The sequence below is a fragment of the Ferrovibrio sp. GW821-FHT12D07 genome (genome assembly GCF_058807275.1).
The window spans coordinates 1,117,651-1,142,301 of the sequence record NZ_JBXAQN010000001.1 but is presented as its reverse complement, the minus strand read 5'-3'; the positions used below and the strand labels follow the sequence as shown (position 1 = coordinate 1,142,301).

The 24,651-nt window shown below is 63.7% G+C and carries 28 protein-coding genes and 1 other RNA gene; 7 read left to right on the top strand and 22 right to left on the bottom strand.

Features of this window, described 5'->3' with window-relative positions; translation table 11 throughout:
- Nucleotides 1-78: 78 nt before the first annotated feature.
- Nucleotides 79-437, bottom strand: a transfer-messenger RNA (tmRNA) gene (ssrA, locus tag AC1RRE_RS05770).
- Nucleotides 438-567: 130 nt separating this feature from the next.
- On the opposite strand from ssrA, the gene thyX reads away from it, so the two are divergent.
- On the top strand, nucleotides 568-1,506 hold the full coding sequence (gene thyX, locus AC1RRE_RS05765) for an FAD-dependent thymidylate synthase (protein WP_492980149.1): 939 nt from the start codon (nucleotides 568-570) through the stop codon (nucleotides 1,504-1,506).
- 15 nt (nucleotides 1,507-1,521) lie between these two features.
- Here thyX and AC1RRE_RS05760 read toward each other — a convergent pair whose 3' ends face one another.
- Both AC1RRE_RS05760 and AC1RRE_RS05755 read right to left on the bottom strand, forming a co-directional pair.
- Entirely contained in the window at nucleotides 1,522-2,010 is a 489-nt protein-coding gene (locus AC1RRE_RS05760) for an MFS transporter (RefSeq protein WP_492980148.1), read from the bottom strand.
- Nucleotides 2,004-2,720 carry an MFS transporter gene (locus AC1RRE_RS05755; protein ID WP_492980147.1) on the bottom strand — a complete coding sequence of 239 codons (717 nt, stop codon included), beginning with the start codon at nucleotides 2,718-2,720 and terminating at the stop codon, nucleotides 2,004-2,006. Before AC1RRE_RS05755 ends, AC1RRE_RS05760 begins: the two co-directional genes overlap by 7 nt.
- A gap of 220 nt (nucleotides 2,721-2,940) precedes the next feature.
- Between AC1RRE_RS05755 and AC1RRE_RS05750 the strand changes: the two genes are divergently transcribed.
- The 5 genes from AC1RRE_RS05750 (at nucleotide 2,941) to ftsY (ending at nucleotide 7,106) form a co-directional block, all read left to right on the top strand.
- Nucleotides 2,941-3,432: a response regulator gene (locus AC1RRE_RS05750; RefSeq protein WP_492980146.1), complete on the top strand. Its 492-nt coding sequence runs from the start codon at nucleotides 2,941-2,943 to the stop codon at nucleotides 3,430-3,432.
- A 9-nt stretch (nucleotides 3,433-3,441) separates the two neighbouring features.
- Nucleotides 3,442-3,948 (top strand): Hpt domain-containing protein, encoded by a 507-nt coding sequence (locus AC1RRE_RS05745; protein ID WP_492980145.1) that lies wholly within the window; start codon nucleotides 3,442-3,444, stop codon nucleotides 3,946-3,948.
- A 101-nt stretch (nucleotides 3,949-4,049) separates the two neighbouring features.
- Nucleotides 4,050-4,904, top strand: coding sequence for a diaminopimelate epimerase (gene dapF / locus AC1RRE_RS05740; RefSeq protein WP_492980144.1), 855 nt, complete (start codon nucleotides 4,050-4,052; stop codon nucleotides 4,902-4,904).
- A 4-nt stretch (nucleotides 4,905-4,908) separates the two neighbouring features.
- Nucleotides 4,909-6,174 carry a tRNA (N(6)-L-threonylcarbamoyladenosine(37)-C(2))-methylthiotransferase MtaB gene (gene mtaB / locus AC1RRE_RS05735; RefSeq protein ID WP_492980143.1) on the top strand — a complete coding sequence of 422 codons (1,266 nt, stop codon included), beginning with the start codon at nucleotides 4,909-4,911 and terminating at the stop codon, nucleotides 6,172-6,174.
- Complete coding sequence (gene ftsY / locus AC1RRE_RS05730) at nucleotides 6,171-7,106, top strand: signal recognition particle-docking protein FtsY (protein WP_492980142.1); 936 nt, start codon at nucleotides 6,171-6,173, stop codon at nucleotides 7,104-7,106. The genes mtaB and ftsY overlap by 4 nt, the downstream gene beginning before the upstream one ends.
- Here the strand turns inward: ftsY and AC1RRE_RS05725 are convergent.
- On the bottom strand, nucleotides 7,100-7,639 hold the full coding sequence (locus tag AC1RRE_RS05725; RefSeq protein ID WP_492980141.1) for an NUDIX hydrolase: 540 nt from the start codon (nucleotides 7,637-7,639) through the stop codon (nucleotides 7,100-7,102). The two genes, ftsY and AC1RRE_RS05725, sit on opposite strands and share 7 nt — an antisense overlap.
- 187 nt (nucleotides 7,640-7,826) lie before the next feature.
- On the opposite strand from AC1RRE_RS05725, the gene AC1RRE_RS05720 reads away from it, so the two are divergent.
- On the top strand, nucleotides 7,827-8,303 hold the full coding sequence (locus AC1RRE_RS05720; RefSeq protein ID WP_492980139.1) for a MarR family winged helix-turn-helix transcriptional regulator: 477 nt from the start codon (nucleotides 7,827-7,829) through the stop codon (nucleotides 8,301-8,303).
- A 12-nt stretch (nucleotides 8,304-8,315) separates the two neighbouring features.
- Here AC1RRE_RS05720 and AC1RRE_RS05715 read toward each other — a convergent pair whose 3' ends face one another.
- The 18 genes from AC1RRE_RS05715 to AC1RRE_RS05630 form a co-directional block, all read right to left on the bottom strand.
- Nucleotides 8,316-9,620 (bottom strand): FAD-dependent oxidoreductase, encoded by a 1,305-nt coding sequence (locus AC1RRE_RS05715; RefSeq protein WP_492980138.1) that lies wholly within the window; start codon nucleotides 9,618-9,620, stop codon nucleotides 8,316-8,318.
- An 11-nt stretch (nucleotides 9,621-9,631) separates the two neighbouring features.
- A complete protein-coding gene (locus tag AC1RRE_RS05710; RefSeq protein ID WP_492980137.1) occupies nucleotides 9,632-10,423 on the bottom strand; it encodes an ABC transporter permease in 792 nt (263 codons plus the stop codon).
- On the bottom strand, nucleotides 10,416-11,189 hold the full coding sequence (locus AC1RRE_RS05705) for an ABC transporter ATP-binding protein (RefSeq protein ID WP_492980136.1): 774 nt from the start codon (nucleotides 11,187-11,189) through the stop codon (nucleotides 10,416-10,418). The genes AC1RRE_RS05710 and AC1RRE_RS05705 overlap by 8 nt, the downstream gene beginning before the upstream one ends.
- A gap of 22 nt (nucleotides 11,190-11,211) precedes the next feature.
- Nucleotides 11,212-12,246: an ABC transporter substrate-binding protein gene (locus tag AC1RRE_RS05700; RefSeq protein ID WP_492980135.1), complete on the bottom strand. Its 1,035-nt coding sequence runs from the start codon at nucleotides 12,244-12,246 to the stop codon at nucleotides 11,212-11,214.
- A 121-nt stretch (nucleotides 12,247-12,367) separates the two neighbouring features.
- Complete coding sequence (locus AC1RRE_RS05695; protein WP_492980134.1) at nucleotides 12,368-12,655, bottom strand: hypothetical protein; 288 nt, start codon at nucleotides 12,653-12,655, stop codon at nucleotides 12,368-12,370.
- A gap of 112 nt (nucleotides 12,656-12,767) precedes the next feature.
- On the bottom strand, nucleotides 12,768-14,150 hold the full coding sequence (gene ccmI, locus AC1RRE_RS05690) for a c-type cytochrome biogenesis protein CcmI (RefSeq protein WP_492980133.1): 1,383 nt from the start codon (nucleotides 14,148-14,150) through the stop codon (nucleotides 12,768-12,770).
- Nucleotides 14,150-14,617, bottom strand: a complete 468-nt coding sequence (locus tag AC1RRE_RS05685; RefSeq protein WP_492980132.1) for a cytochrome c-type biogenesis protein — start codon at nucleotides 14,615-14,617, stop codon at nucleotides 14,150-14,152. The genes ccmI and AC1RRE_RS05685 overlap by 1 nt, the downstream gene beginning before the upstream one ends.
- Nucleotides 14,611-15,165 (bottom strand): DsbE family thiol:disulfide interchange protein, encoded by a 555-nt coding sequence (locus tag AC1RRE_RS05680; RefSeq protein ID WP_492980131.1) that lies wholly within the window; start codon nucleotides 15,163-15,165, stop codon nucleotides 14,611-14,613. The genes AC1RRE_RS05685 and AC1RRE_RS05680 overlap by 7 nt, the downstream gene beginning before the upstream one ends.
- A 4-nt stretch (nucleotides 15,166-15,169) precedes the next feature.
- Entirely contained in the window at nucleotides 15,170-17,143 is a 1,974-nt protein-coding gene (locus AC1RRE_RS05675; RefSeq protein ID WP_492980130.1) for a heme lyase CcmF/NrfE family subunit, read from the bottom strand.
- Nucleotides 17,140-17,604: a cytochrome c maturation protein CcmE gene (ccmE, locus tag AC1RRE_RS05670; protein WP_492980129.1), complete on the bottom strand. Its 465-nt coding sequence runs from the start codon at nucleotides 17,602-17,604 to the stop codon at nucleotides 17,140-17,142. Before ccmE ends, AC1RRE_RS05675 begins: the two co-directional genes overlap by 4 nt.
- Entirely contained in the window at nucleotides 17,601-17,789 is a 189-nt protein-coding gene (gene ccmD / locus AC1RRE_RS05665; RefSeq protein WP_492980128.1) for a heme exporter protein CcmD, read from the bottom strand. The genes ccmE and ccmD overlap by 4 nt, the downstream gene beginning before the upstream one ends.
- A gap of 83 nt (nucleotides 17,790-17,872) precedes the next feature.
- Nucleotides 17,873-18,607: a heme ABC transporter permease gene (locus tag AC1RRE_RS05660; RefSeq protein ID WP_492980127.1), complete on the bottom strand. Its 735-nt coding sequence runs from the start codon at nucleotides 18,605-18,607 to the stop codon at nucleotides 17,873-17,875.
- A gap of 24 nt (nucleotides 18,608-18,631) precedes the next feature.
- Entirely contained in the window at nucleotides 18,632-19,297 is a 666-nt protein-coding gene (gene ccmB, locus AC1RRE_RS05655; RefSeq protein ID WP_492980126.1) for a heme exporter protein CcmB, read from the bottom strand.
- Nucleotides 19,294-19,926, bottom strand: coding sequence for a heme ABC exporter ATP-binding protein CcmA (ccmA, locus tag AC1RRE_RS05650; RefSeq protein ID WP_492980125.1), 633 nt, complete (start codon nucleotides 19,924-19,926; stop codon nucleotides 19,294-19,296). The genes ccmB and ccmA overlap by 4 nt, the downstream gene beginning before the upstream one ends.
- A 30-nt stretch (nucleotides 19,927-19,956) precedes the next feature.
- Entirely contained in the window at nucleotides 19,957-21,294 is a 1,338-nt protein-coding gene (locus AC1RRE_RS05645) for a phenylacetate--CoA ligase family protein (RefSeq protein WP_492980124.1), read from the bottom strand.
- Nucleotides 21,295-21,314: 20 nt separating this feature from the next.
- Nucleotides 21,315-22,124: an ABC transporter ATP-binding protein gene (locus tag AC1RRE_RS05640; RefSeq protein WP_492980123.1), complete on the bottom strand. Its 810-nt coding sequence runs from the start codon at nucleotides 22,122-22,124 to the stop codon at nucleotides 21,315-21,317.
- 61 nt (nucleotides 22,125-22,185) lie between these two features.
- A complete protein-coding gene (locus AC1RRE_RS05635; RefSeq protein WP_492980122.1) occupies nucleotides 22,186-23,493 on the bottom strand; it encodes an ABC transporter substrate-binding protein in 1,308 nt (435 codons plus the stop codon).
- 91 nt (nucleotides 23,494-23,584) lie between these two features.
- Complete coding sequence (locus AC1RRE_RS05630; protein ID WP_492980121.1) at nucleotides 23,585-24,649, bottom strand: branched-chain amino acid ABC transporter permease; 1,065 nt, start codon at nucleotides 24,647-24,649, stop codon at nucleotides 23,585-23,587.
- Nucleotides 24,650-24,651 lie beyond the last annotated feature (2 nt).

Sequence of the window (24,651 nt, the reverse complement as noted above, 5' to 3'; positions counted from 1 at the left end):
CGTAGCCCGGCCATTCAATTCCAAGCCGCTGCTCCGGACCCAGTCATCCACAAATAAGCGCTGATTTTTCGGTGTTATAGTGGGGGGCTTCTGTTGCCCGGCGCCCCCCGAGCCGCGCTTACCTATTAGGCAGCGAGTGCAACGCTATTGTCGTTGGCACTTAGAGATTGACCCGATAACGGCGGTATCATGCCGGGCAAAAGCTGGACCTTTACTACGCATGTCAAATCTATTCGCCCCCATCATCAACCCAGCAGCCCGGGACCTAAATCCATAGCCGAAAGGCCGTTTCCCGCCCTTATCCACAGGCTGGGCTCATGGTGGAGGCGCCGGGTACTGCCCCCGGGTCCATTACGCTTATTCTGAACAGCGTTTATCGCCATAGTCGGTTACCCGACAGGACTAACTTAGGGTGTCCGGGGTTGTTTTTGAAGCCCTCCCGGCCGGCTATCGCCGGAGGGTATTTCCGGGCCCTGCCGGGGCTTTTGGGGACTCGGCCAGCCGGTCTATAACCACCTGCCTTTCGCCCGGCGACCCGAGTCGCCGGAATGTGCCGGAGATTGCCGTATGACCATGACGCCGGAGCAGGCCGCCGAGATTGCGGCCCTGCGCAGCCAGAGCCAGACCACCCGTCGCGCCACCGTGCCGGCGCTGGAGGAAATCCTCTACGAACCGCTGCCGCTGCTCGACCATGGCTTCGTCCGCGTCATCGACTATATGGGCGACGATGCTGCCGTCGTGCAGGCCGCCCGCGTGTCCTATGGCCGCGGCACCAAGAAGGTCAGCGAGGATCGCGGCCTCATCAACTACCTGATGCGGCACCGGCACAGCACGCCCTTCGAGATGTGCGAGATCAAGTACCACGTGAAGCTGCCGATCTTTGTCGCGCGCCAGTGGATTCGCCATCGCACCGCCAACGTCAACGAATACTCGGCGCGCTACTCGATCCTGGACAACGAGTTCTACATCCCCGCTCCGGACCAGCTCGCCTCGCAGTCGAGTTCGAACCGTCAAGGCCGCGGCGACGTGCTGACCGGTCCGGAGGCCGCCCGCGTGCTGGAATTGCTGAAGCGCGATGCCAGCCAGAGCTATGCTTCCTACGAGGAGATGCTCAACGAGGGTCCCGACGGCAGCAAGCGTGACGAGGGCCGCGAAGGCCTGGCGCGCGAACTGGCGCGCATGAACCTGACGGTCAACTTCTATACCCAGTGGTACTGGAAGACCGACCTGCTGAACCTGCTGCACTTCCTCTCGCTGCGCGCCGACAGCCACGCCCAGTATGAAATCCGCGTCTATGCAGAAGCCATGCTGGAAACCGTGAAGCGCTGGGTGCCGGCCTGCTACGACGCCTTCATGGAATACCGCATCGGCGGCGCCAGCCTGTCGGCCACGGCGCTGAAGATCGTGCGGCGCATGCTGGATGGCGAAAATGTCGACCAGGCCTCGTCGGGCCTGAGCGCGCGCGAATGGCGCGAGCTGATGGCCGTGCTGAAGCCAGAAAGCTGAGTTAAACCAGCTTTATCAGAGCATCGCGCGGCCGGCATCCGCGCGATTCATCCACCAGACCACGGCGCCGAACAGGGCCGTGCCAGCAAAGACCAGTCCCAGCGACAACGCATCGCCGGCTGGTACCAGTGCGTTCACCGCCGAACCCATGCCGCCGCCGGCCGTCTGCAAGAAACCCGATAAGGCAGAGCCCGCACCAATGGTGGCCGGATTGACACCCACCGCCGAAACGACCGAGTTCGGCAGCGCCAGCCCCATGCCGACGGCCCACAACACGCGCATCGTCACGATGGCGGCAACATCGGCACCGAACAGCTCGACATAGATCGCCAGCCCGGCTGCGCCGGCCAGCATGCAGATCACGCCGGCATCAACCAGACGCAGCATGCCGATGCGGCCGCCCAGCCGCGAGGACAACATCGCACCGATGAAAAAGCCGCCGCTGCCCAGTGCAATCAGGATGCCGTAGGTGACCGGCGCCAGTCCCATGCTGCCGATCAGCACCGAGGGCGCCCGGCATTGAAGCTGTGCAGCCCGGCGAAGATTCCCAGGTTGAGCAGGCCGAAGGTCAGGAAGGCGCGGTTGGTCAGCAGGAAGCCGTAGGCCCGCATGATGCCGCGCAGCAATGGCCCGGTTTCGCCCGTCGGAGGATGGGTTTCGGGCAGGCGCAGCAGCAGGACCAGCATCACGCCCAGGGTGATCGCCCCACTGATCCAGAAGGTGGCCTGCCAGCCGAGATATTGCTCGACCAGGCCGCCCAGTATCGGGGCGACAATGGGGGCGATGGCCAGAGCGGCGCTGACCGTGGAGGTGGCCCGGGCGGCGGCCGGCCGGTCGTAGACGTCGTTGATGATCGCCCGGCCGGTGGCCATGGCGCTGGCAGCCCCCAACCCCTGCAGCGCCCGGCTCCAGAGCAGGTCGTCCAGGCTGTCGGCCAGCGCGCAGGCCGTCGAGCCAACCACCATGACGGCCAGGCCGCCCAGCAGCAGGCGCCTACGGCCATAACGGTCGCTCAGAGGCCCATAAATCAGCTGACCGCCGGCAAAGGTGATGAAATACACCGCTAGGGTTAGAGGCAGGGCATCCGCTGCTATGCCAAGCTGAAGGCCGATGGCGGGCAGCGAGGGCAGATACATGGTGGCCGCCAGGATCCCGTTGGCAAACAGGATGGTCAGCAGCGGCAGAAGACCGGCAGGGGGCGGTGGTTTCGACATGGGGGACAGGCGAGGCAGAGCCAAGGTAGAATGATGGGCCGGCCAATCCTATTTCCGGTGTCACGGATCGGTTGGCTTCGCTCCGTCCCCAGTATATATATGATCGCGCAAGTATTTCTATGATTCTCGAGAGGACCGGCACCAATGCCGGCCACCGGGCAGGGCCACTGGAGTTGAGGAAAATCCTCAATCAGGCGGCAGGGGGCAATCGGAATACGGGATGTCGGAAAAAATCGATTTCAGCCACGTCCGTTTCCTCGTCGTGGATACCAACAAACTGATGTGCCAGATCATCAAGGACATCCTGATGATGCTGGGCGCAACGCAGGTGGCTACCGCACGCGACAGCGAGAAGGCGATCGCCAGCATGCGTTCCGGCGGCGTTGACGTTCTGATCAGCGAATGGAACCTGAAGCCGCGCTCGGGCCTTGAACTGCTCGATTGGGTGCGCACCGATGGCACCTCGCCCGATCGCATGATGCCGGTGATCATGCTGACCGCCAATTCCGAGGTCGAATACGTCATTGAGTCGCGCGACAAGGGCGTAACCGAATTCCTCGCCAAACCCTTCACCGCCGATGGCGTCTATCGCCGCCTGGTCTCGGTGATTGCACGGCCGCGCGATTTCGTCAGCGTGAAGGGCTATTTCGGCCCGGATCGCCGGCGTCAGCAAATTCCTTTCGAAGGCGTCGATCGTCGGAAGCTGGATTAGGCCATCATCATGCGTCGAAACATCATCCCCAATCGCGGCGACCTGAAGCGCAAGGCGGTCAATTACAAGACCGGCCTGAGCCTGAAGCTCGACGAGGAAACGCTGAAGAAGATGGAAGACCTGCTGGAGAAATCCTCGGGTCATTTCCTCGATGCGACGGTCGAGGTTCTCAAGACCCTGCGCGAACAGCTGAGCCGCGCCGCCGCCGATCCTTCAAGCCGCGCCGAAGTTCTGGAGCATATCCGCGAGGAGGCGTTCCAGATCAAGGGCATGGGCGGCGTCTTCGGTTTTCCGCTGCTGACCGAGTTTGCCAAGTCGCTGCACGATTTCATGAAAGAGCTCACCGTTCTGGACGAGCTGCAGCAGGAAATCGTGAGCATTCACATCGACACCCTCTATGTGGTGGTGTCGCACCGGATCAAGGGTTCGGGCGGCCCGCTCGAGGCCCAGCTGCGCGCCTCCCTGAAGGCCGCCATCGACAAGGCCAAACCGGCCGCCCTCGCGGCCAAGGCCTGATCAGCCGGTTTCCAGCCATTCGCCTGCCAGAAGGCCCCCAGAAGGCCCGGCTGTGATGGCCTTCTCTGGACACTCCCCCGCCCCCGCCCTATAACCCCCGCATGCACCCGGCAAGCCCCCTTCCCTTCGTCAAGATGCACGGTCTCGGTAACGATTTCATCGTGCTGGACGCGCGCGCGCATAGCCTGCCGCTCGATCTGGCGGCCGTGAAGCTGCTGGCCGACCGCAAGCGCGGCGTGGGCTTCGACCAGCTCATCATTCTGGAAAAATCACCCAAGGCCGATGTGCTGATGCGCATTCATAATGCCGATGGCGGGGAAGTCGAATCCTGCGGCAATGCCGCCCGCTGCGTCGCCACCCTGCTGATGCGCGAAAATGGCCGCGACGCCGTCACCATCGACACCGCGGGCGGCTGGCTGCAAGCCAAGACCGGCGCCAGCGGCCTGATCACCGTGGACATGGGCGAGCCGACCTTCGACTGGCAGGGCATTCCTCTCGCCCGCGAGATGAACACCATGAACATGGCCTACAGCCATGCCGGATACGACAAGCCCGGCGCGGTGAATGTCGGCAATCCGCATGTGGTGTTCTTCGTCGGCGACGCCGAAGCCGTGCCGGTCACCGAGATCGGCCCCAAGATCGAGCATGACCCGCTGTTCCCCCAGCGCATCAATGTCGAATTCGCGCAGGTGATCGACCGTCGCCAGATTCGCATGCGGGTCTGGGAACGTGGCGTCGGCATCACACGCGCCTGCGGCACCGGCGCCTGCGCCACGCTGGTGGCCGCCGCCCGCCGCGACCTGGCCGAACGCAAGGCCGATATCGTGCTGGATGGTGGCGTGCTGACCATAGAATGGGCCGCCGACAATCATATCTACATGACCGGTCCGGCCACCGAGGCCTTCCGGGGTGAAGTGCCGTCGAGCTTCTGGACTGCGCTGAACGACGCGGCGTGATCCGATGACGGATGCCACGCGTGAAACCGCAGATGTCCTGAATTTCGGCTGTCGCCTCAACGCCTATGAAGGCGAAGCGATCCGCGCATCCCTGACCAAGCATGGCCGCGACGACATCGTGGTGGTGAATACCTGCGCGGTGACGGCGGAAGCCGAGAAGCAGGCCCGCCAGGCTATCCGCCGCCTGCGCCGCGACCGTCCCGATGCCCGCATTGTCGTCACCGGCTGTGCCGCCCAGATCAATCCGCAGGCCTTCGCCGCCATGACGGAAGTCGACCACGTGATCGGCAACCGCGAGAAACTGGATGAAAACCTGTGGAGCGGGATTGCCGCCTCCAGCCCGCGTGTCTTTGTGGGCGACATCCTGACCGATGCGCCGGCGGCGCTGCCCGCTGTCAGCCATTTCCCTGGCCGGCCGCGCGCCTATCTGGAAATCCAGCAGGGTTGCGACCATCGCTGCACCTTCTGCATCATTCCGTTTGGCCGCGGCCCCAGCCGTTCGCTGCCGCTGGGTGCGGTGGTCGAACAGGCGAAAGCCATGACCGCACGCGGCTATCGCGAATTCGTGCTGACCGGTGTCGATATCACCTCATACGGCCATGACCTGCCAGGTCGCCCCACGCTGGGCTCCGCCGTGCGGTGGCTGCTGGACCTGGTGCCGCAGATCGAACGGCTGCGTTTCTCCTCGCTCGATCCGGCCGAAATCGACAACGATCTCTATCGCCTCTATGCCAATGAGCCGCGCGTCATGCCGCACGCGCATCTCAGTATCCAGGCCGGCGACGATCTGATCCTCAAGCGCATGAAGCGCCGGCACAGTCGTCAGCAGGTGCTGGATGTGACCGCACGACTGCAACAGCTCCGCCCCGGCATCGCGCTCGGCGCCGATCTGATCGCCGGGTTTCCCACTGAAAGCGACGCCGCCTTCGAGCAGAGTCGCAGCCTGATCGAGGAAGCCGGCCTCGCCTTTGTGCATGTCTTTCCCTATTCACCGCGCCCCGGCACGCCAGCAGCGCGCATGCCACAACTACCCATTGAGTTGCGGCGCATCCGTGCTGCGGCTCTGCGCGAGACGGCGACACAGGCGATGAACCGTTTCCTGCAGAACCGCATCGGTGTCGAAGCCAGCATCCTGGTCGAACAGGAAGGCCTGGGCCGCGACGAGACCTATGCCCCGGTTGCCCTGCCTGCCCACCTGGCGAAGGGCGATATCATTGCTGCGCGCATTGCCGCCGCACGAGACGGCAAGCTGTGGCTGGAGGCTGCATGAGCGAGTCTGAAAAGAAAGCGGGCTGGTTCGGTCGCCTGAAGGCGGGGCTGTCGCGTTCGGCTGGACAACTGGGCGAGCAGATCGGCGCTTTGTTCACCAAGCGCAAGCTGGATCAGGATGCGCTGGACGAGCTGGAAGAAACCCTGATCGGTGCCGACCTTGGCGTCACGACGGCGGCGAAGATCGTGCAGGCGATCGCCAAGGACCGCTTCGACAAGGATATCTCATCTGAGGAAATCCGCGCGGCCCTGGCTGAATCAGTGGCCGGCCTGCTGCAACCGGTGGAACAGCCGCTGGCTCTGTCCGGTGAAAAACCACAGGTGATCCTCGTCGTCGGTGTCAACGGCGTGGGCAAGACCACGACGATCGGCAAGATCGCCACGCGCCTGCGCGACGAAGGCAAGAGCGTGATGCTGGCTGCCGGCGACACTTTCCGTGCCGCCGCCATCGAGCAGCTGAAAATCTGGGGCGAGCGCGCAGGCGTGCCGGTGCTGGCCAGCGAGACCGGCAGCGATGCGGCCAGCCTGGCCTTTGATGCACTGACGCAGGCGCGCGAACAGAATCGCGACGTGCTGATGATCGACACCGCCGGCCGCCTGCAGAACAAGGCCGACCTGATGGCCGAATTGGCCAAGATCGTGCGCGTGCTGAAAAAGCAGGTTCCCGATGCCCCGCATCATGTGCTGCTGGTGCTGGATGCCACCACCGGCCAGAACGCGGTGAACCAAGTCGCCACCTTCAAAGAAATCTGCGCCGTCACCGGCCTGGTCGTGACCAAGCTGGATGGCACGGCACGCGGCGGTGTGCTGGTGGCGATCGCCGACAAATTCGGCCTGCCAGTGCATTTCGTCGGTGTCGGCGAACAGGCGGCCGATCTGCAGCCCTTCTCGGCGCAAGCTTTCGCGCGCGCACTCGCCGGACTCGATCAGTAGTTTCCGAATTCACCCGGCGGATTGGTGAAAGTAGGGAAGCTCTGCTGACCTATTACCGCCTGATACTGCTTCAGCGCCCAGTGCACCGACGGGAAAGCCAGGTCGTTCCAGGGGATGTCATCCCACTTGAACAGCTTCACTTCCAGCGATTCCGGCCCGGCCGCGAAGTCCGGATGGGCCAGTGTGGCGCGGTAGATCAGCTGCACCTGACTGATACGCGGAATGTTATATACCGCCAGCAACGCATCAATCGTGATCTCGGCGCAGGCTTCTTCCCTGGCCTCGCGCATGGCGCCAGCTTCCGAAGTCTCACGTTCTTCCATGTAACCGGCCGGTATCGTCCAGAAGCCGTGGCGCGGCTCGATCGCCCGGCGGCATAACAGGATATCCCCCTGATGGGTGACAACGGCGCCGACCACAATCTTGGGGTTGACGTAATGAATCCAGCCGCAATCGCCGCAAACCAACCGTTCACGGTTGTCATCCGCAGGCACCTGCTTAGAAAAACGGAAGTCTTTGGGGTTCTGCTGCATATCGGACCGATGCTTGCAATCTCAAAGATCAATGGTAGCGAGTTTTCCCCAGACACCGCAAATTGTTGCGGGTTCCTCTGGACGGGAGGCCATCGAATAGCGTTTTATCAGTGGACTGAGAAGCAGGGGAAAACTCCTGCCCAGTAACAGGTAGGCTTGGATAAAAACATAAGAAAGGGGAGGTTCCATGTCGGGGGACAAAGCCGCCCATAACACCGGGGATATCCTCGGGGTTTTCACGCTGCAGGATGCGCCGGGGCATCTGCTGCGACGCTGCCAGCAGCTCGCGGTCGATCTTTATACGGCTGAAGTCGGCAGCAACGGGCTCACACCAAGACAATTCGCACTGCTGCTCGCGATCTACCAGAAGGCCGGCATCAGCCAGGTCGATCTGGTGCGTCAGACCGGCATCGATCGCTCGACCGTTGCCGAAATGGTGGCGCGCCTGATCAAGCGCGGCCTGCTGGTGCGACAGCGCACTGAAGCTGACCGGCGAACCAACGCGCTGGCGTTGACGCCGGAAGGCGAACGGCAACTGCGGGCGGCACAGCCGGGTGTTGCGCGGGCACAGGACCGGATTCTCGATCCGATCCCGAGCGCCAAGCGTGCCGAGTTCATCGCGCTGCTGCGCCAATTGGTCGATAACCTCGAAGCGCGCGGCTAACGCCGCCGCTTTTCAAGGTTTGTCGCTGCGCTGCAGGTTGTCGCTTAACCGCGCCTGCAGAGCAGCGATATCGATCTGCCGTACCGAACCCGCACCGGCCAGATCTAACGCCTGGGCTGCTGCCGCGCCCATGGCGATGCAGGGCCCCATCACGCGCACAGAGCTGAGCGCCGCGGGATCGCCGTCGATGCAGCGACCGGCCGCGACCAGATTGTCAGCCGCTTCCGGCAACATGGCGCGGAAGGGCACGTAATGCAGATGATCGTCGCCGAACTCTTCCCAGTGCACATCCTCGGGCCGGTTATGCAACTCGACTGGCCAGGAGCAGCGCAGGATAGCGTCATTGGGGCGCGCGCCCTTGCGGATGTCCTCGATGGCGATGCTGTGCTGGCCGACAATCCAGCGCGTCTGGCGGATGCCGAGGAAGCCGTATTGCCGCACACGCGCCTCTGAGAAGACCTCAGGATATTCGCCGCGCAGGAAATCAACCACGCGATCGGCCTGCGCGCGGCCTTCCGTCTGCGAGGCCGCATAGCCTTCGGCATCCAGCGGCGTTTCAACATGGGTCATGTTCACGGTCGCATGGCCCCTGCCGGGGAAAGCGAAGACGAAGCCGTCCCGCCGCACCAGACCGTATTTACCGCCCTGCTCGCCCAACCGCTTCTGCACCGCCCAGCGATCAAGTTTCAGCGCCGCGGCTTCATCGAAACCTTCGAGCGTGAACATCAGCGTACCCATGATCGGGCTGACCGGCTCGCGGCAGGGGAAGCCGGCAAGATAGCTGAGCGCCGCATCGCCCGAGGCGTCGACAAAGCCCTGGCCGCGCAGTTCGACGGGGCCGAAGCGGGTGGCGATATCGAGCGCCGTGATCCGCCCACCATCGCGGCGCACCTGCAGCAGTGTGGCGCCGAGCAGAACCTGAATGCCAGCAGCATGCACGGCCTGCTCGACCCAGCGCACCAGCACATGTTCTTGATAGAGTGGGATATAGGTGTTGCGGCCGCGGCGCAGATGAAAAGCACCGGCTTTCTTCAAGTGGCCAAACATCTCGTCGACGATGCCGTAGACAACCTGATAGGGTTCGGACCCATTGGAATAGAAGCCGCAGAAGGTGCCGAGCATGGAGCCGGTGGACTGCCCGCCGAGCTGCTGGCCTGCATCGACCAGCGCCACTTTGCGGCCGGTCTTTGCCGCTTCCAGGGCCGCCGAGATGCCGCTGATGCCCGCGCCGACCACCACGATCTCGGCCTCGACCACACGCGGTGTGGCAGCAGAGTGACGGACGATACGGGTTGCCGGGGTCGGGTAATCGCTCATCGCGGAATCCTTTAACGCCAGCGCAGCACGATCTTCTCGGTCAGGCTGAGCAGCGCGCTGACGGCGAGGCCCAGCAGCGACAGCAGCACCACGCCGGCGACCAACTGGTCGATCTGCATCAGGTTGCCTGCCGCCAGCACAAAGGCACCGATCCCGACCTGCGCACCGATCATCTCGGCCGAGACCACCAGGATCAGCGCAATGGAGGACGTGATCCGGAAGCCGGCGAGAATACCGGGCATGGCACCGGGCAGGATCACCTTGAAGACGATCATGCGGGTGGACAGTCCGAAGCTCTGCGCCATGCGGATCAGGTTGCGCGGCACATTGTCGACGGCTGAGAAAGCGCTGACGACCGTGGGGAAGAAAACACCCAGGCCAATCGTGGCGATCTTCGACGGCTCACCGATACCGAACCACAGGATAAACAGCGGCAGCAGTGCGATCTTCGGGATCGGGAACAGCGCCGAGACGATGGGAAGACCGACAGACCGGGCAACAACAAAAATACCCATGGCGAAACCGATGGCGACACCAGCAATGCTGCCCAGCACCCAGCCCGAGACAATACGCTTGAGCGACGCGGTGATATGGGCAACCAGCTTGCCATCGACCAGCAGCGCATGCAGCGCCTTCACCACATCGCTGGGCGCCGGCATGAACAGCGGCGGCAGCCAGCCCATGCGGCAAGCGCCTTCCCAGCAACCGATGATCAGCGCGAAGGCCAGCCATGGCGCCCAGCGCTTTGTGCCAGGCACAAAGCCCGCGCCGCGGAAAGCAATGGTGCTCTGGGTCTCAGGCATCCTGCATCTCCCGCTCGGCCACCTGGGCCTCCGCCTTGATGAGGCCCCAGAGTTCGTCATGCAGGCTGGTCAGCATGCCGGCATGTTCAGGCTTTTGCCGCTCGGCAACCGGCACCGGCACGGATACAATGCGCTTGATGCGGCCCGGCCGGCGCGACAGCACAACCACCTTGTCGGCCAGCCGCACAGCCTCATTCAGGTTATGCGTTACATAGAGCGTGGTGGTGCGTTCGCGCGCCCAGATGCGGAGCAGGTCTTCCATCAGCAGCTCGCGGGTCTGGGCATCCAGCGCCGAGAGCGGTTCATCCATCAGCATGACCGCGGGCTTCACGGCAATGGCGCGCGCGATACCCACGCGTTGCCGCATGCCGCCCGACAGCTGCTTGGGCAACGCATCGGCGAAGTCACTCAGACCGCAAAGCACTAACACCTCGGCGATGCGAGCCGCACGCTCAGCCTTGGTCAGCTTGTGATGCTCCAGCGCCAGGGCCACGTTGCCGGCGACACTGCGCCAGGGCAGCAGGGCGAAGTCCTGGAACACAAAAGTCAGTGGATTGAGGCAGCCGACCGGCGCAGCACCGATCGTGGCGATGCGGCCCTTCTGCTGCGGCAGCAGGCCGCCGACAAGATTGAGCAGAGTGGACTTACCGCAGCCCGACGGCCCGATCAGGGCCGCTGTCTCGCCTTCGGCAACGGTAAAGCTGACGCCGTCGAGGACCGGCAGGTCGCCATAGGCGTAGCCGACATCCTCGAGAACCACCTGCATGACTGAAACCTGCTCGCGGCCGTTACTTCGGCAGGTCGAGATGACCCTTCACGAAGCTGAGGTCAATGAACTCTTCCGCCTTGACCGTCTTGTCGACCAGACCCTGCGCCTGACCCCAGGCAACCTGGTCGTAGATATTCTTCACCAGCAGGCGGCCCTGCGGGTCCATGTAATTGGCGGCCACCTTCACGGTGTCGATGCTCGGCTTGGGCTCGACCCACTTTTCCAGGATTGGCATCACAGCTAGCGCCTTTTCACCGACCATGCGGTTGCCCTGCGCATCTTTGGCCAGGAACGCGGCCGCATAATCGGCCAGACCCTTCTGGTAGGCACGGACGAAACGTTCGACCAGCGGGCGCTTCTCCTTGACGATCTTGGACGAGGCGAACAGTGCGCCAAGCTGCCAGGGCGTATGCTCATGCACCCAGCCGATGATCACGCCCGCACCATCGTCCTGCAGCTTGATCGCGTTGTTGGCAGGCAGGATGGTGGCATCGACCTGACCGCCGGCCAGCGCTGCCATCATGTTGGGAATCGACTGCACCGGCTTCATCTGCACGCTGTCGAGCTTGAAGCCGTATTTGTCGGCCAGCATGCCGAGATTGTAGTGGAAGCTGGAGCCGACCGTGGTGACGGCCACGCTCTTGCCGGCGAAATCCTTGGGCGAGCGGAAGCCAGCCTCGTAAGCCTTCTTGCCAGCGACATAGGCGACGAAGTTGTAGCCCGGCTCCTCGCGGCTCTGGGCCGCGATCACCTTCAGCACGCCCTTGCCCGCGAGATTGAAGAAACCGCCGGTGAAGGCCGTCACGCCGAAATCGGCATCGTTGGATGCAACCGCCACGGCCACAGCCTGGGCGGCGTTGAAAATCTTGATATCGAGGTCGATGCCCTCGGCGTCGAAATAGCCGCGCTCTTTGGCGATGAAGACCGGCGCGGTGGAAATGAAGGGCAGCGCCGAGATCGTGACCTTGTCCTTGGACTGCGCCAGCGCGAGGCCGGGCAGGACAAGAGTGGCAGCGATGGCAATGGCGGTACGACGCGTAAAGCGCTTCAGCATGACGTTTCCCCGGATCGTTCGTATACGACGTTGGGGCCAAGCTAGACGCCGACTGAAACCGCGTCAATCAGAGCGGCCGTGATAAGCCGCCAGTCAGGAAATGCGGGAAAATCGTCCGGGATCAGACGACGATATTGACGTGCTGGCCGAGATAACCGCCGCGGGTCGGAATCGGGCGGGGCTGGCTCGGAGAGAAGGTCTGAGGCGCCAGCGGACGCTGCTCTGCAACCTGGGTGCGGATCGCATTGTCGGTATTGGCCAACTGGGCCGCGAAGCTGTTCTTGACGGGGGCAGCACCACCGACGGGAGCCTGCTGGGAGGCCTGGGGCCGGGCCGGGGCGGCCGGACGGGCACCACCCTGCAGCTGCGAAAGAGCAGAGAGAAGATTATTGCTCGGAGCGATTGCCATGCCACCCAACCTGCGGACCGGAATGGTCCTTCAAACCCGAGGGCGATTACGCGCAGGACTCTCTTAAACAGGTATTAACGGCGCACCGAGGTTATCGCCTGTTAAGCGGAATCTACCGGTTCAGACCGGCCAGCCGTTCGGTCAGTTCCCGGGCCTCGGCCGAGTCGGGCGGCAGCAGCGCCAGCAGGCGCTTCCAACGGGTGGCGGCAGCCGCCTTGTCCCCGGCCTCATAGGCTCCCCGACCAGTGAACCAGAGCGCCTGGGGGTGGTCCGGGGCGCGCTCCAGAATCGCGCCGAATTCAGCCACGGCTTCCACTGGCATCGGTTCGCTGCTGGTGACCGTGCCGCCGGCCAGGCTGAAAGCCAGCGCCAGCCGGGCGTCGATCCGGTCGGGCGCGGCGGCCACGGCGCGACGCAGCGCCTCACGGGCGGCATCGCCCTCGCCCAGCACCTCGCGGGCCCGGGCCAGTCGCAGCCAGCCATCCACGTCGCCGGGATTGTCCTGCAGGCGAGCGGCCAGACTGTCGACCATGCCGCGGATCATGGCGTTGCGGTCTTCTGCCGACATCTGCTGGGCCGCCTCGGTCTGCTCTCGCGTCGGACCAACAGCGACCGGGGCCTGCTTGGGCACCGGTACGGCCTGAGCCAGCGGCACACCCAGCCGTGGCGCCAGCTCGCGCAGGCGGCCCTGGACGGTTTCCAGCCAGGGCGCGTCGGCGGTGGCCTCGGCAGCGAGGCCATACCAGTCGTCATAAGCACCGCGTGTATCGCCTTCCTGCAGGCGCGCCAAACCGAGGTAATAGCGCGCGCCGGGATGCTGCGGATCATGTTCCAGCACGGTGCGGAAGTCGCGCTGCGCCGGCGGAGTCACCGAGCCATCGGCAGCCAGCGTCAATGCTTCAGCGCGATAGGCATAGACTTCGGCATCGTTCGGATCGAGCTCGATCACACGGGTGAAGGCGTCAACAGCCTCGCCCGGCCGATCGGTCATCAACAGGGCACGGCCGAGCAGCAGCCAGCCATCGGCGCGTTTCGGCTCCGCCGCCAGACGCTCGCGCAGCTGAACGATCATGCGCTCGGTATTCTGGCGCAGCTGTTCGCTACGCTCGGCCTGGGCGCGTGCCTCTTCCTGATTGATGAAGGCGGCCTCGGGCCGGCCCAGTATCAGATACAGGCCGCCGCCCAGCGCCGGCACCAGCAACATCACCGCCAGCAGGCCCGCCGTCGCGCCGCCAGTTTTCGCCGGCCCTGCATCGGCGGCAGCATCGGCACGCAGCAGGCGGCGCTGGATTTCCAGTTTTGCCGCGCCGGCCTCTGCCTCGGTCAGCGCGCCCCGCGCCAGTTCCTCGGTAATTTCATTGAGCTGCGCCTTGTAGACGGCAATGTCATGGACCTTGCGGTCCGACTGTTCCGTCTGGCGATTACGCAGCGCCGGCCAGAGCAGGACCACCAGGGCAAAAACAACCAGCAGGGCAAAACCGAGCCAGAGCAGCATCAGCGCGGCTCCTCGTTCTTCAGCAGGTCGGTCAGCCGCTTCTGCTCGGCGGCGTCCAGCGCCACAGCAGTCGGCGTCACGGTCTTACGCTGCCGCCGGTACATCAGGGCGATCACACCACCACCGACCAGCAGCAGGGCTGCCGGGCCGAGCCAGAGCAGCCAGGTCTGTGCATTGAAGCGGGGTTTGAGCAGCACCCATTCGCCATAGCGCGTGACCAAAAAGTCGAGGATGGCGCGATCATTGTCCCCGGCCTCCACGCGCTCACGCACGATGCGGCGCAGATCGCGCGCCAGCGGCGCATTGGAATCCTCAATCGACTGGTTCTGGCAGACCAAGCAGCGTAATTCGCGCGACAGCTCACGGGCCCGCAACTCCTGCGCCGGATCGGACAGACGGTCATCCAGATGCTGGGCTGCAGCCGGAGATGCCAGCAACAGCAGGGCGAGACCAAGATGCTTCAGCATTTCACCTTGCTCGGCCGGCCAGCCTTCAGGTCGCGCAGTAGCGGCCGGATCTTGTTGTCGAGGTCATATTCCATCAGCGGGCCGACATGCTTGCAGACGATCTGGCCTTCGCCATCGACGATGAAAGTTTCAGGCACGCCATAGACGCCCCAGTCGATGCCGACACGGCCGCTCCGGTCGGCGCCGGTGCGGGTGAAGGGATCGCCGAGCTGATCGAGCCACTTGGCCACATCCGCCGGATCGTCCTTGTAGTTCAGGCCGTGGATCGCCGCGAGATCATCGCGCTTCAGCGCCATCAGCAGCGGATGCTCGACCCGGCAGGGTACGCACCAGGAGGCAAAGACATTCACTACCTGCGGCTGGCCGTTTTTCAGATCGGTGGTCGACAAGCCCTGCATGCGGCCCTGCACCGGCGGCAGGTCGAACTGTGGCACCGGCTTGCCGATCAGGGCGGAAGGAATGTCGCGTGGATTGAGAGTCAAACCGACAGCAAGGCCGATGCCGATCACCAGAAACAGTCCGAGCGGAACAAGATAGGACAGACGCATCGACCTACTCCGCCGCAGCCGCCACACGACGACGCAGTGGCGCGCCCACGCGCAGACGACGGTCGCTCAGGGACAGAAAGCCCCCCAGGGCCATGATAAAGGCGCCGAGCCAGATCCAGGAGACCAGCGGCTTCCAGTAAAGCCGCACGGCCCAACCGCGCGTCGCATCGCCCTCGCCCACCACGGCATAGAGATCGGCCAGGGCGGAGGAATGAATGGCGGCTTCGGTGGTTTCCATCGGCGGCTGCTGGTACCGACGTTGCGCCGGCAGCATCTCGCGCACAACAGCACTGCCCTCGATCACCTCGAAACGACCCTGCATCGCCGTATAGTTCGGGCCCTTCACAGGTGTCACCCCATGGAAGCGGTATTGCACCGGGCCAACCACCACGATATCGCCGGGCTTCATCACCTGTTGCACTTCCACCTGCCAGGTCTCAGAGACCGTGATGCCCAGCACCAGCAATGCCACACCCAGATGCGCCACCGTCATGCCCCAGGCGGCACGCGGCAGGCCGCGGGCGCGCTGTAGGCTGTCGGCGAGCGGCACAGCAAAGAGTTTGACGCGCAGCGCCAGTTCGCAGAGCACACCAAGACCGAGCCACGCGACGAGGCTCAGGCCCAGCAGCGCCATGAAGCCACGACCATCCAGCATCAGCATGCCAATGCAGAGCGCCACGATCACGGCAACGGCGGCCGGCAGCAGACGAACAAGTGCTGCAGCCAGATCGCCGCGCTTCCAAGCCAGCAGCGGGCCTATCGCCACGGCGGCGATCAGCGGCGTCATCAGCGGCACAAACACGGCATTGAAATACTGCGGCCCGACCGAGACCTTAGCGCCGCTGATGGCATCCAGCGCCAGTGGATAGAGCGTGCCCAGCAGCACGGCAGCGCAGGCCACCGCCAGCAGCAGGTTGTTCAGGATCAATGCGCCCTCGCGGCTGAGCGGCGCGAAAACACCAACGGCCTGCAGCGCCGGACCGCGCCACGCATACAGCGCAAGGCTGCCGCCGACGACCAGGGCAAGGAAAGCCAGGATGAAGACGCCACGCGTGGGATCGGTGGCGAAGGCATGCACCGAGTTGATCACGCCCGAGCGCACCAGGAAGGTGCCAAGCAGGCTGAGCGAGAAGGTGAGAATGGCGAGCAGTACGGTCCAGCTTTTCAACGTGTCGCGCTTTTCCACCACGATGGCGGAATGCAGCAGCGCCGTGCCAGCCAGCCATGGCATGAAGGAGGCATTCTCGACCGGGTCCCAGAACCACCAACCGCCCCAGCCCAGTTCGTAATAGGCCCACCAGGAGCCAAGCGCGATACCGATGGTGAGGAAGCACCAGGCCGCCAGCGTCCACGGACGCACCCAGCGCGCCCAGGCCGGATCGACGCGGCCCTCAATCAGGGCGGCGACAGCGAAAGAAAACGCCACCGAGAAACCGACATAGCCGAGATAGAGAAACGGCGGATGGAAAGCGAGGCCAGGATCCTGCAGCAGCGGATTGAGTCCGCGCCCTTCCAGCGGCGCCGGCAGCAGGCGCGCGAAAGGATTGGAAGTGAACAGGATGAAGCTGAGAAAGCCGACACCGATCAGGCCCTGGATACCCAGCACGCGCGCCTTCAGCGTCGCCGGCAGATTGCCGCCGAAAAGCGCGACGGCGGCGCTGAAGATCACCAGGATCAGGATCCAGAGCAGCAGCGACCCTTCATGATTGCCCCAGACGCCACTGACCTTGTAGAGCATTGGCTTCAGGGTGTGGGAATTCTCGGCCACGTTCAGCACCGAGAAATCCGACGTCACATAGGCATAGGTCATGCAGCCGAAGGCAAAGGCGACCAGCACCGCCTGACCCATCGCGGCCTGCGGCGCCATTGCAATCCAGCTCTGGATGCCGCGCGCAGCGCCGATCAGCGGCAACAGCCCCTGCACCAGCGCGAGACAGAGCGCCAGGATCAACGCGATATGGCCCAATTCAGGGATCATGTTCCGGGCTTACGATCCGCAGCAGGACTCTGCCCGTCATTCCACTGGCCGGATTTCTTCAAGGCATCGGCCACTTCAGGCGGCATGTACTTCTCGTCATGCTTGGCCAGCACCTCGGACGCAATGAACACGCCCTGCGCATCGAGCCGACCATTGGTCACCACGCCCTGCCCTTCGCGGAACAGGTCGGGCAGCATGCCGGTATAACGCACGTTCACGCTGTTACGCAGATCGGTGACGACGAATTCGGTGACGAGGCCATTCTTCTTCACGCTGTCCTGCTGCACCAGGCCACCGAGGCGGAACCGCTTCTCGGGCTGCACCTGCTTCTCCACCATGTCGGATGGTGAATAGAAGAAAACGAGATTTTCATTGAAGGCCGACAGCACGAGGGCGGCGGCGACACCGAGGCCGCCGACCAGGCCGAGCACGGCCATCAGGCGCTTCTGCTTGCGCGTCACGCTCCGGCTCCATCACGACCAGCATCCTGCCGCGCTTCGGCATGCTCGCGTTCAGCCGCCTTCATGGCGGCCTGGCTCTGCAGCGCCAGGCCGATCAGGACCGCCAGCGCCACGGCAAAAGCCGGCCAGATGAAGGCCGCATGACCGCCCATGGCCAGGAAATCACCCAGCGAAGCCCAATACACGGAATAACCCTTTGTTTCTTCTGGCCCCTTGCGGCCAGCCAGCGGAAAATACCGCCTTACGCCTCCCGCGGCTACCCCGGCTGCTAGCCGGCGCGGCGATCCGTCGCGGTGCTGAACCGCAGGATACGGGCCTGGCGGCTGAGGATTTCCGCCCGCACCCGCAGGCTGAGCAGCCAGACGTAATATCCCTTGGCCCCGATCGCCATGATCAGCAGCGGCCAGAGGATGTCGGGGTGGATTTTCGGACCATCCAGGGTCAGTACGCTGGCCGGCTGGTGCATGGTATTCCACCAGTCCACGGAAAACTTGATGATCGGCAGATTAATCACGCCTACCAGCGCCAGGATGGCAGCGGCGCGGCCGGCGCGCGTCGGGTCATCGAAAGCTTCCCAGAGCGCGATGTAGCCCAGGTAGATGAAGAACAGGATCAGCATCGAGGTGAGCCGGGCATCCCAGACCCACCAGGCCCCCCACATCGGCTTGCCCCAGAGCGACCCGGTAATCAGACAAATCATCGTGAACGCCGCGCCGACCGGCGCCGAAGCCTTGGCCACCAGCTCGGCCACCGGGTGCTTCCAGATCAGGGTGACGCCCGAGGCGACGGCCATGGCGGCATAGATGAACAGCGCCATCCAGGCGGCGGGCACATGGATATACATGATGCGCGCCGTGTTGCCCTGCTGGTAATCAGGCGGCGCATAGAGCAGGCCCCAGCCCAGGCCGATCACAAGACCGAGCACGGCCACGCCGGCGGCCCAGGGGCGGATAACCGCCATCAGACGCAGGAAACGGGCAGGGTTGGCGAGGGCATGAAACATGGGCATGAGTTTATAGGGTGCGCGTCATTCCAAGGCCAGCTTGATCGCGCCGGCGATGGCGAAGGGGCTGAGCACGATGGCGGCAACGAGGAATGCGCCGAGCAGCAGCAGGTGCGGCGTGGCCGACAGGCCATAGGCCGAGGCCTCCACAGCACCGACACCAAAGATCAGCACGGGAATCACCAGCGGCAAGGTCAGCAGCGGCACCAGCACCGCACCGCGCCGCGCACCCAGCGTCAGCGCAGCGCCGATCGCGCCGACCATGCTGAGTGATGGCGTGCCGAGCAGCAGCGCCAGCAACAGTACCGGAATGGCAGACACCTCCATTTGCAGCAGCAGCGCCAGCACGGGTGCGATCAGGCTGAGCGGCAATCCGGTCGTGAGCCAATGCGCCAGCGTCTTGGCCAGGGCGACAAGGCCAAGTGGCAGCGGCGCCTGCGCCAGCAGATCAAGCGTGCCGTCTTCCTGATCGGTCTGGAACAGGCGATCCAGCGACAACATGGCCGCCAGCAGGGCGGCGACCCAGATCACGCCGGCAGCGATGCGCGCCAGCATCTGCGGTTCCGGCCCCACGCCGAGCGGGAACAGGCTGACGGCCAGCACGAAAAACAGCAGCGTGGTGAGCATTGCGCCCTGGGCGCCGAAGCCCAGACGCAGGTCGCGCGCAACGATGGCGAGAAAGGCACTCATGCCAACTGTCCATCCGGCAGATCCAGACGCCGCGCATCGGGCAACGGCACAGCGATATGACTGGCCAGAATGACCATGCCGCCGCGCTGGCGATGCGCATCGAGAATTGCCCCGAGCCATTCGGTGGCGGCCGTGTCGAGCGCATTGGTCGGTTCATCCAGCAGCCAGAGCTTTGCCGGGCTGAGCAGCAGGCGGGCCAGAGCCAGCCGGCGCTTCTGTCCAGCCGACAGATAGCGCGAGGGCAGACGACGCTGCCGCGCCAGACCGGCAGCGTCCAGCGCAGCAACCGCCTGTTGTTCGGCGAGCGCCGATGCCGCTCCCTGAAGGCGGGCGAAGAACGCCAGATTCTCGACCGGCGTGACCTGCGGCTTCACCGCATCCTGATGGCCGAGATAGAGCAGCCGGGCGCGATGGGCATCGGCATCCTCAGTGACCGGAATGTCCTTCCACAGCACGGTGCCGGCGGCCGGCGCGAGAAAGCCCGACAGCAGCCGCAGCAGGCTGGATTTACCACTGCCGTTCGGGCCGCGCAGCAGGAGCGCCTCGCCGGCCGCGAGGCGGAAATTCAGATCGGAGAAAAGCTGACGCTCGCCGCGGATGCAGGCGAGCCCTTGGACTGCCAACGCCATGATGCGGCGGAGTTTAGCGGTTTCCAGCGCTTACTGGTAGGTACGGAGATCGGCGATCACCTTGCCATCGTTCGGCAGGCTGCCCGGCGTCACGATCTCGACCTGGCCGCGCAGCTTGCAGACAGCCTGGACGGTCTCGGCCACGGCCTTGCCGATGGCCGCAGCATCGCCCTTTTTCAGCTCGACCTTCAGCACCATGACATCGACGTTATTCTGCGAGCTGACCTCCAGCCGGGCCTTCGCCAATTCAGGGTGACGGGCCACGACCTGGGCGATCTGGCCCGGCGTGATGAACATGCCCTTCACCTTCGTCGTCTGGTCGGCGCGGCCCATCCAGCCCTTGATGCGACTGTTGGTGCGGCCACAGGGGCTGACGCCCGGCAGGATGGTCGACAGGTCGCCAGTGGCGAAGCGGATCATCGGATAGACCAGATTGGAGAGCACGGTGACCACCACCTCGCCGACCTCGCCCGGCGCGACCGGATCACCGGTGCCCGGTCGCACGATCTCTACGATCACATCCTCGTCCAGGATCATCCCTTCCATCGCGAAGGACTCATAGGCGACCAGCCCAAGCTCCGCCGTACCATAAGATTGCAGCACATCGACGCCGAGCGCCTTGAGTTCGGCGCGGAGTGACGGCGGCAAGGCTTCGCCACCGACCAACGCCTTTTTCAGCGAGGCCGCCGGCTTGCCGAGCTCGCGGCTTTTCTCCAGCAGGATTTTCAGGAAAGACGGCGTACCGCAGTAGACGCGCGGCTGCAGCTGCGCGATGGCGTCGATCTGCAGCTCGGTATTGCCGACACCGGCCGGAAAGACCGGACAACCGATGGCATGGGCCGAGCCCTCCGTCAGGCGACCGGCCGGCGTGAGATGATAGGAAAAAGTGTTATGCACCAGATTACCGGGCCGGCAACCAGCAGCCCACATGGCACGCCCGAAACGGAACGGGTCTTTCGCCTTGGCCGTCGGATGCGGATAGGCTTCATACAGCGGGCCCGGCGACTGGAAATAATGCGCGATCTCGCCCGGCTTGCCGGCATCAAGCCCGCCCAGCGGCGGCCTGGCCTGCTGGCGCGGTGCCAGATCGGACTTGCGGGTGACCGGCAGCTTCGCCAGCTCGGCCAACGAGGTGAGCTTGCCCGGCTTCACATCCTTCAGCAGGTCGCGATAATACGGACTGGCCTTCCTGGCATGGGCAAGCAGCGCCTGTAGTGCCGCCAGCTGCGCCTTCAGGCGGGCTGCCGGCTTTCGCGTCTCACGCTTGTCGAGATATTCGTCGGCCCGGATTCTGCTTTTGGCCGGGGCTTTGTTTTTAGCCTGGGGCTTCGCCGGCTTCTTGACGGCCTTTTTCACTGCACGCGCCACACTCGTCTCCTCACAGATAATCAGGATAGCCAGCGCTTGCGGCGGCGGTAATGCTTGGTATCGCGAAAGTTCATGCGACCGCCCGATCCAAGCCCCAGATAGAATTCCTTCACGTCGGAATTCTCACGCAGCTTGTCGGCCGGGCCATCCATGACGATGCGGCCGTTTTCTAGAATATAGCCATAATCGGCATAGCGCAGGGCCATGTTTGTATTCTGCTCGGCGATCAGGAAGCTGACGCCAGTTTCCTTGTTCAGCTTGTGCACGATCTCGAAGATTTCCTCCACCAGCTGCGGCGCCAGGCCCATCGAGGGTTCGTCCAGCAGAATGGTGTCGGGTTTGCTCATCAGCGCGCGGCCGATGGCCGTCATCTGCTGCTCACCGCCGGAGGTATAACCCGCCAGCGAGTTGCGACGTATCTTGAGCCGCGGGAAATACGAATAGACCATCTCCAGATCGCGCTCGATCGCCTTGTTCCCGTCGCTGCGAGTGTAAGCGCCGGTCAGCAGATTGTCCTCGATGGTGAGATGGGTAAAGCAATGCCGGCCTTCCATCACCTGGATCAGGCCTTTCTTGACCAGCACGGAGGGATTGAGCTGGTCGATACGCTCGCCGTGATAATCGATATGGCCTTTGGTGATATCGCCACGCTCGGCGCGCAGCAGATTGGAGATTGCTTTCAGCGTGGTGGTCTTGCCAGCACCGTTAGCGCCCAGCAGGGCCACGATGCCGCCCTTGGGCAATTGCAGCGACACGCCTTTCAGCACCAGGATGACGTGATTATAGATCACCTCGATATTGCTGACGGTGAGCAGCGGCTGGGCTGTCATGGGTGGCTCGGATCAGAGAGAAAGAAAATCCCCGCCGGCGGACCGGCGGGGATGGCTTGGCTTACGACTTGGCGCAGGAGCGCGAAGCCACGTTCTTCTCGCGCTGATACTGCTCGGCACCGGCGAGGTAGAGCGGCATCAGCTTCTGGTTCTCAGGCGCGATCCAGTCGCTGACGGTCTTCCACTTGTCGCCTTCCCACTGGACGATCAGCATCTTGCCGTCGCCCTGATGGTTGTCGCAGGAAATCTTGATCGGCTGGATCAGACCCTTCAGGCCCAGCTTGTTCAGCCGGTCCTCGGTCAGATTCAGGTTTTCAAAGCCCCAGCGCGACTGCTCGCCATCCATCACCTTGTTGCCATACTGCGCCTGGGCAGTACGAAGCGCCTCGGTGGTGAACATGGCATTCAGGATGCCGCGGACATAGCCGATCTCACCCAGATGCTTGCCGTTCTGGCTGGCCAGACCCTTGTCGACCAGACGCGACTTCACCTGCTTGAGCACTTCCAGATCGCGATCGGCGCTATGGAAGGTCAGGCCGCGGAAGCCCTTGGCGGCCGGGCCGGCTGCCGTCACATCGCTATCCTGCGAGGTGTACCAACCGCCGAGAATCTTCTCGCGCGGATAGTTCACAGCCGCCGCTTCCTTCAGCGACACAGCATTCATGGCGCCCCAGCCGGTGAGGTAGACGAAGTCCGGACGCATCTGGCGCACCTGCAGCCAGATCGACTTCTGTTCCAGACCCGGCGCCGGCACCGGCACCAGTTCAAGCTGGAAGCCGAGTTCCTGGGCGTAGTTCTGCAGAACCGGGTTCGGCTCCTTGCCATAGGGGATATCGATGAAGACATGGGCAATCTTCTTGCCCTTCAGCTTGTCCTTGCCGCCAGCTTCCTTGGCGAAAAACTGGATCGCCGCCGAAGCGCCAGACCAGTAGGTCACCGGGGCGTTGAACACCCAGGGGAAGATGTTGCCGACCATCGCCGAAGCGCGACCGTAGGCCATCGAGAAGATCACCGACTTGTCGTTCGGCGCGCGGTCGATCAGCGCATAGGTGATGCCGGTCGAATACGGGCTGAAGATCGTGCCGCCTTGCGCCTTGAGGCGCTCGTAGCACTCAACACCGCGTTCGGTGTTGTACTGGGTCTCGCATTCCTCGACCTTCAGCTTAACACCGTTGAGGCCGCCATCGCGGTTGTTCAGCAGCGCGATGTAATCGGCGAAACCATCCGCCGTCGGCGTGCCGCTCGGCGCGAAGGGGCCGGTGCGATACACCATCGAGGGAATCAACTGTTCCTGCGCCGAAGCAGTATAGCTCGCCCCGAGCAGCGTTACGCTGGCCACGAAGGCCAGACACCAATGTTTGGCACGCATTTGTAGTCCTCCCGTTTGTCCCGTCCGTTCAGGCGGGTTGAGTGAAGCCTAACACGCGATACTGACCCGACAAAGTCGGGTTTTACGCACTTCAATACGGAAACGGCCAGACCCGGAGTTTTTCCTTGGTGATCTGCCACAGGCGGGCAAGGCCATGCGGTTCGACGATCAGGAAGAAGACGATCATCGCGCCGAAGACCATGAATTCGGTATGGGCAATCGCGGCTGTCGACATGTCGAGGCCGACCAGCGGCAGGCCACGCGTCAGGAAGATCGGCACCAGCAGGATGAAGAAGGCGCCGAGGAAACTGCCCAGGATAGAGCCCAGACCGCCGATGATGATCATGAACAGCGCCTGGAAGGACAGATTGATATTGAACCCGTCAGGTTCGGCCGAGCCGAGATAGACGAAGAAATACAGCGCGCCGGCGATGCCGATGTAGAAGGACGAGACGGCGAAGGCGGTGAGTTTGGCCACCACCGGGCGGATGCCGATGATCTCGGCGGCGATGTCCATGTCGCGGATCGCCATCCACTGCCGGCCGGGATTGCTGCGCACCATGTTCTTGGCCGCCAGCGCCAGCACCGACACGACACCGAGCGCGAAGAGATATTTCTCCATCGGCGTGTCGATTACCCAGCCGAACAGGTCGAGCCGCGGCACGGTGATGACGCCGGACGGGTTGTGATTGGTGAACCAGCCGATTTTCACGAACAGCCAGGGCAGGAAGAACTGCGCCGCCAGCGTCGCCACGGCCAGATAGAAGCCTTTGATGCGCAGGCTGGGTAAACCGAAGATCACGCCGACCAGCGCGGCGATCAGGCCCGCCAGAATAAACGCGACCAGCAGGTTCAGCTCAGGAATGCGGAACACCAGATTCCAGGCTGCCACTGCGCCGACGCCCATGAAGGCACCGGTACCCAACGACACCTGACCGCAATACCCGGTCAGGATGTTCAGCCCCAGCGAGGCCAGCGCCATGCAGAGGAAGGGGATGATCAGTGCGGTGTAGAGGTAGTCGGTCGCCACCAGCGGCACACCGATGAAGGCCGCCAGCATCAGCAGCGCGAAGAAGACGCGATCCTGCGGAATGGTGAAGATCGCCTGATCGGCGGGATAGCTGGTCTTGAATTGGCCGGACTCGCGATACAGCATCT

Coding starts and splice junctions, on each gene's coding strand:
- ccmI (WP_492980133.1), bottom strand. CDS start 14,150: ATGCTGCTCTGGCTCGGTTTTGCCCTGCTGGTTGTTTTTGCCCTGGTG.
- AC1RRE_RS05750 (WP_492980146.1), top strand. CDS start 2,941: ATGTCGGAAAAAATCGATTTCAGCCACGTCCGTTTCCTCGTCGTGGAT.
- AC1RRE_RS05635 (WP_492980122.1), bottom strand. CDS start 23,493: ATGCGTGCCAAACATTGGTGTCTGGCCTTCGTGGCCAGCGTAACGCTG.
- mtaB (WP_492980143.1), top strand. CDS start 4,909: ATGACGGATGCCACGCGTGAAACCGCAGATGTCCTGAATTTCGGCTGT.
- AC1RRE_RS05715 (WP_492980138.1), bottom strand. CDS start 9,620: ATGAGCGATTACCCGACCCCGGCAACCCGTATCGTCCGTCACTCTGCT.
- AC1RRE_RS05675 (WP_492980130.1), bottom strand. CDS start 17,143: ATGATCCCTGAATTGGGCCATATCGCGTTGATCCTGGCGCTCTGTCTC.
- ccmB (WP_492980126.1), bottom strand. CDS start 19,297: ATGAGTGCCTTTCTCGCCATCGTTGCGCGCGACCTGCGTCTGGGCTTC.
- AC1RRE_RS05700 (WP_492980135.1), bottom strand. CDS start 12,246: ATGCTGAAGCGCTTTACGCGTCGTACCGCCATTGCCATCGCTGCCACT.
- ftsY (WP_492980142.1), top strand. CDS start 6,171: ATGAGCGAGTCTGAAAAGAAAGCGGGCTGGTTCGGTCGCCTGAAGGCG.
- AC1RRE_RS05725 (WP_492980141.1), bottom strand. CDS start 7,639: ATGCAGCAGAACCCCAAAGACTTCCGTTTTTCTAAGCAGGTGCCTGCG.
- AC1RRE_RS05680 (WP_492980131.1), bottom strand. CDS start 15,165: ATGCGTCTGTCCTATCTTGTTCCGCTCGGACTGTTTCTGGTGATCGGC.
- AC1RRE_RS05755 (WP_492980147.1), bottom strand. CDS start 2,720: ATGTCGAAACCACCGCCCCCTGCCGGTCTTCTGCCGCTGCTGACCATC.
- AC1RRE_RS05660 (WP_492980127.1), bottom strand. CDS start 18,607: ATGTTTCATGCCCTCGCCAACCCTGCCCGTTTCCTGCGTCTGATGGCG.
- AC1RRE_RS05705 (WP_492980136.1), bottom strand. CDS start 11,189: ATGCAGGTGGTTCTCGAGGATGTCGGCTACGCCTATGGCGACCTGCCG.
- thyX (WP_492980149.1), top strand. CDS start 568: ATGACCATGACGCCGGAGCAGGCCGCCGAGATTGCGGCCCTGCGCAGC.
- dapF (WP_492980144.1), top strand. CDS start 4,050: ATGCACCCGGCAAGCCCCCTTCCCTTCGTCAAGATGCACGGTCTCGGT.
- AC1RRE_RS05630 (WP_492980121.1), bottom strand. CDS start 24,649: ATGCTGTATCGCGAGTCCGGCCAATTCAAGACCAGCTATCCCGCCGAT.
- AC1RRE_RS05745 (WP_492980145.1), top strand. CDS start 3,442: ATGCGTCGAAACATCATCCCCAATCGCGGCGACCTGAAGCGCAAGGCG.
- AC1RRE_RS05640 (WP_492980123.1), bottom strand. CDS start 22,124: ATGACAGCCCAGCCGCTGCTCACCGTCAGCAATATCGAGGTGATCTAT.
- AC1RRE_RS05695 (WP_492980134.1), bottom strand. CDS start 12,655: ATGGCAATCGCTCCGAGCAATAATCTTCTCTCTGCTCTTTCGCAGCTG.
- ccmA (WP_492980125.1), bottom strand. CDS start 19,926: ATGGCGTTGGCAGTCCAAGGGCTCGCCTGCATCCGCGGCGAGCGTCAG.
- AC1RRE_RS05685 (WP_492980132.1), bottom strand. CDS start 14,617: ATGCTGAAGCATCTTGGTCTCGCCCTGCTGTTGCTGGCATCTCCGGCT.
- AC1RRE_RS05720 (WP_492980139.1), top strand. CDS start 7,827: ATGTCGGGGGACAAAGCCGCCCATAACACCGGGGATATCCTCGGGGTT.
- AC1RRE_RS05710 (WP_492980137.1), bottom strand. CDS start 10,423: ATGCCTGAGACCCAGAGCACCATTGCTTTCCGCGGCGCGGGCTTTGTG.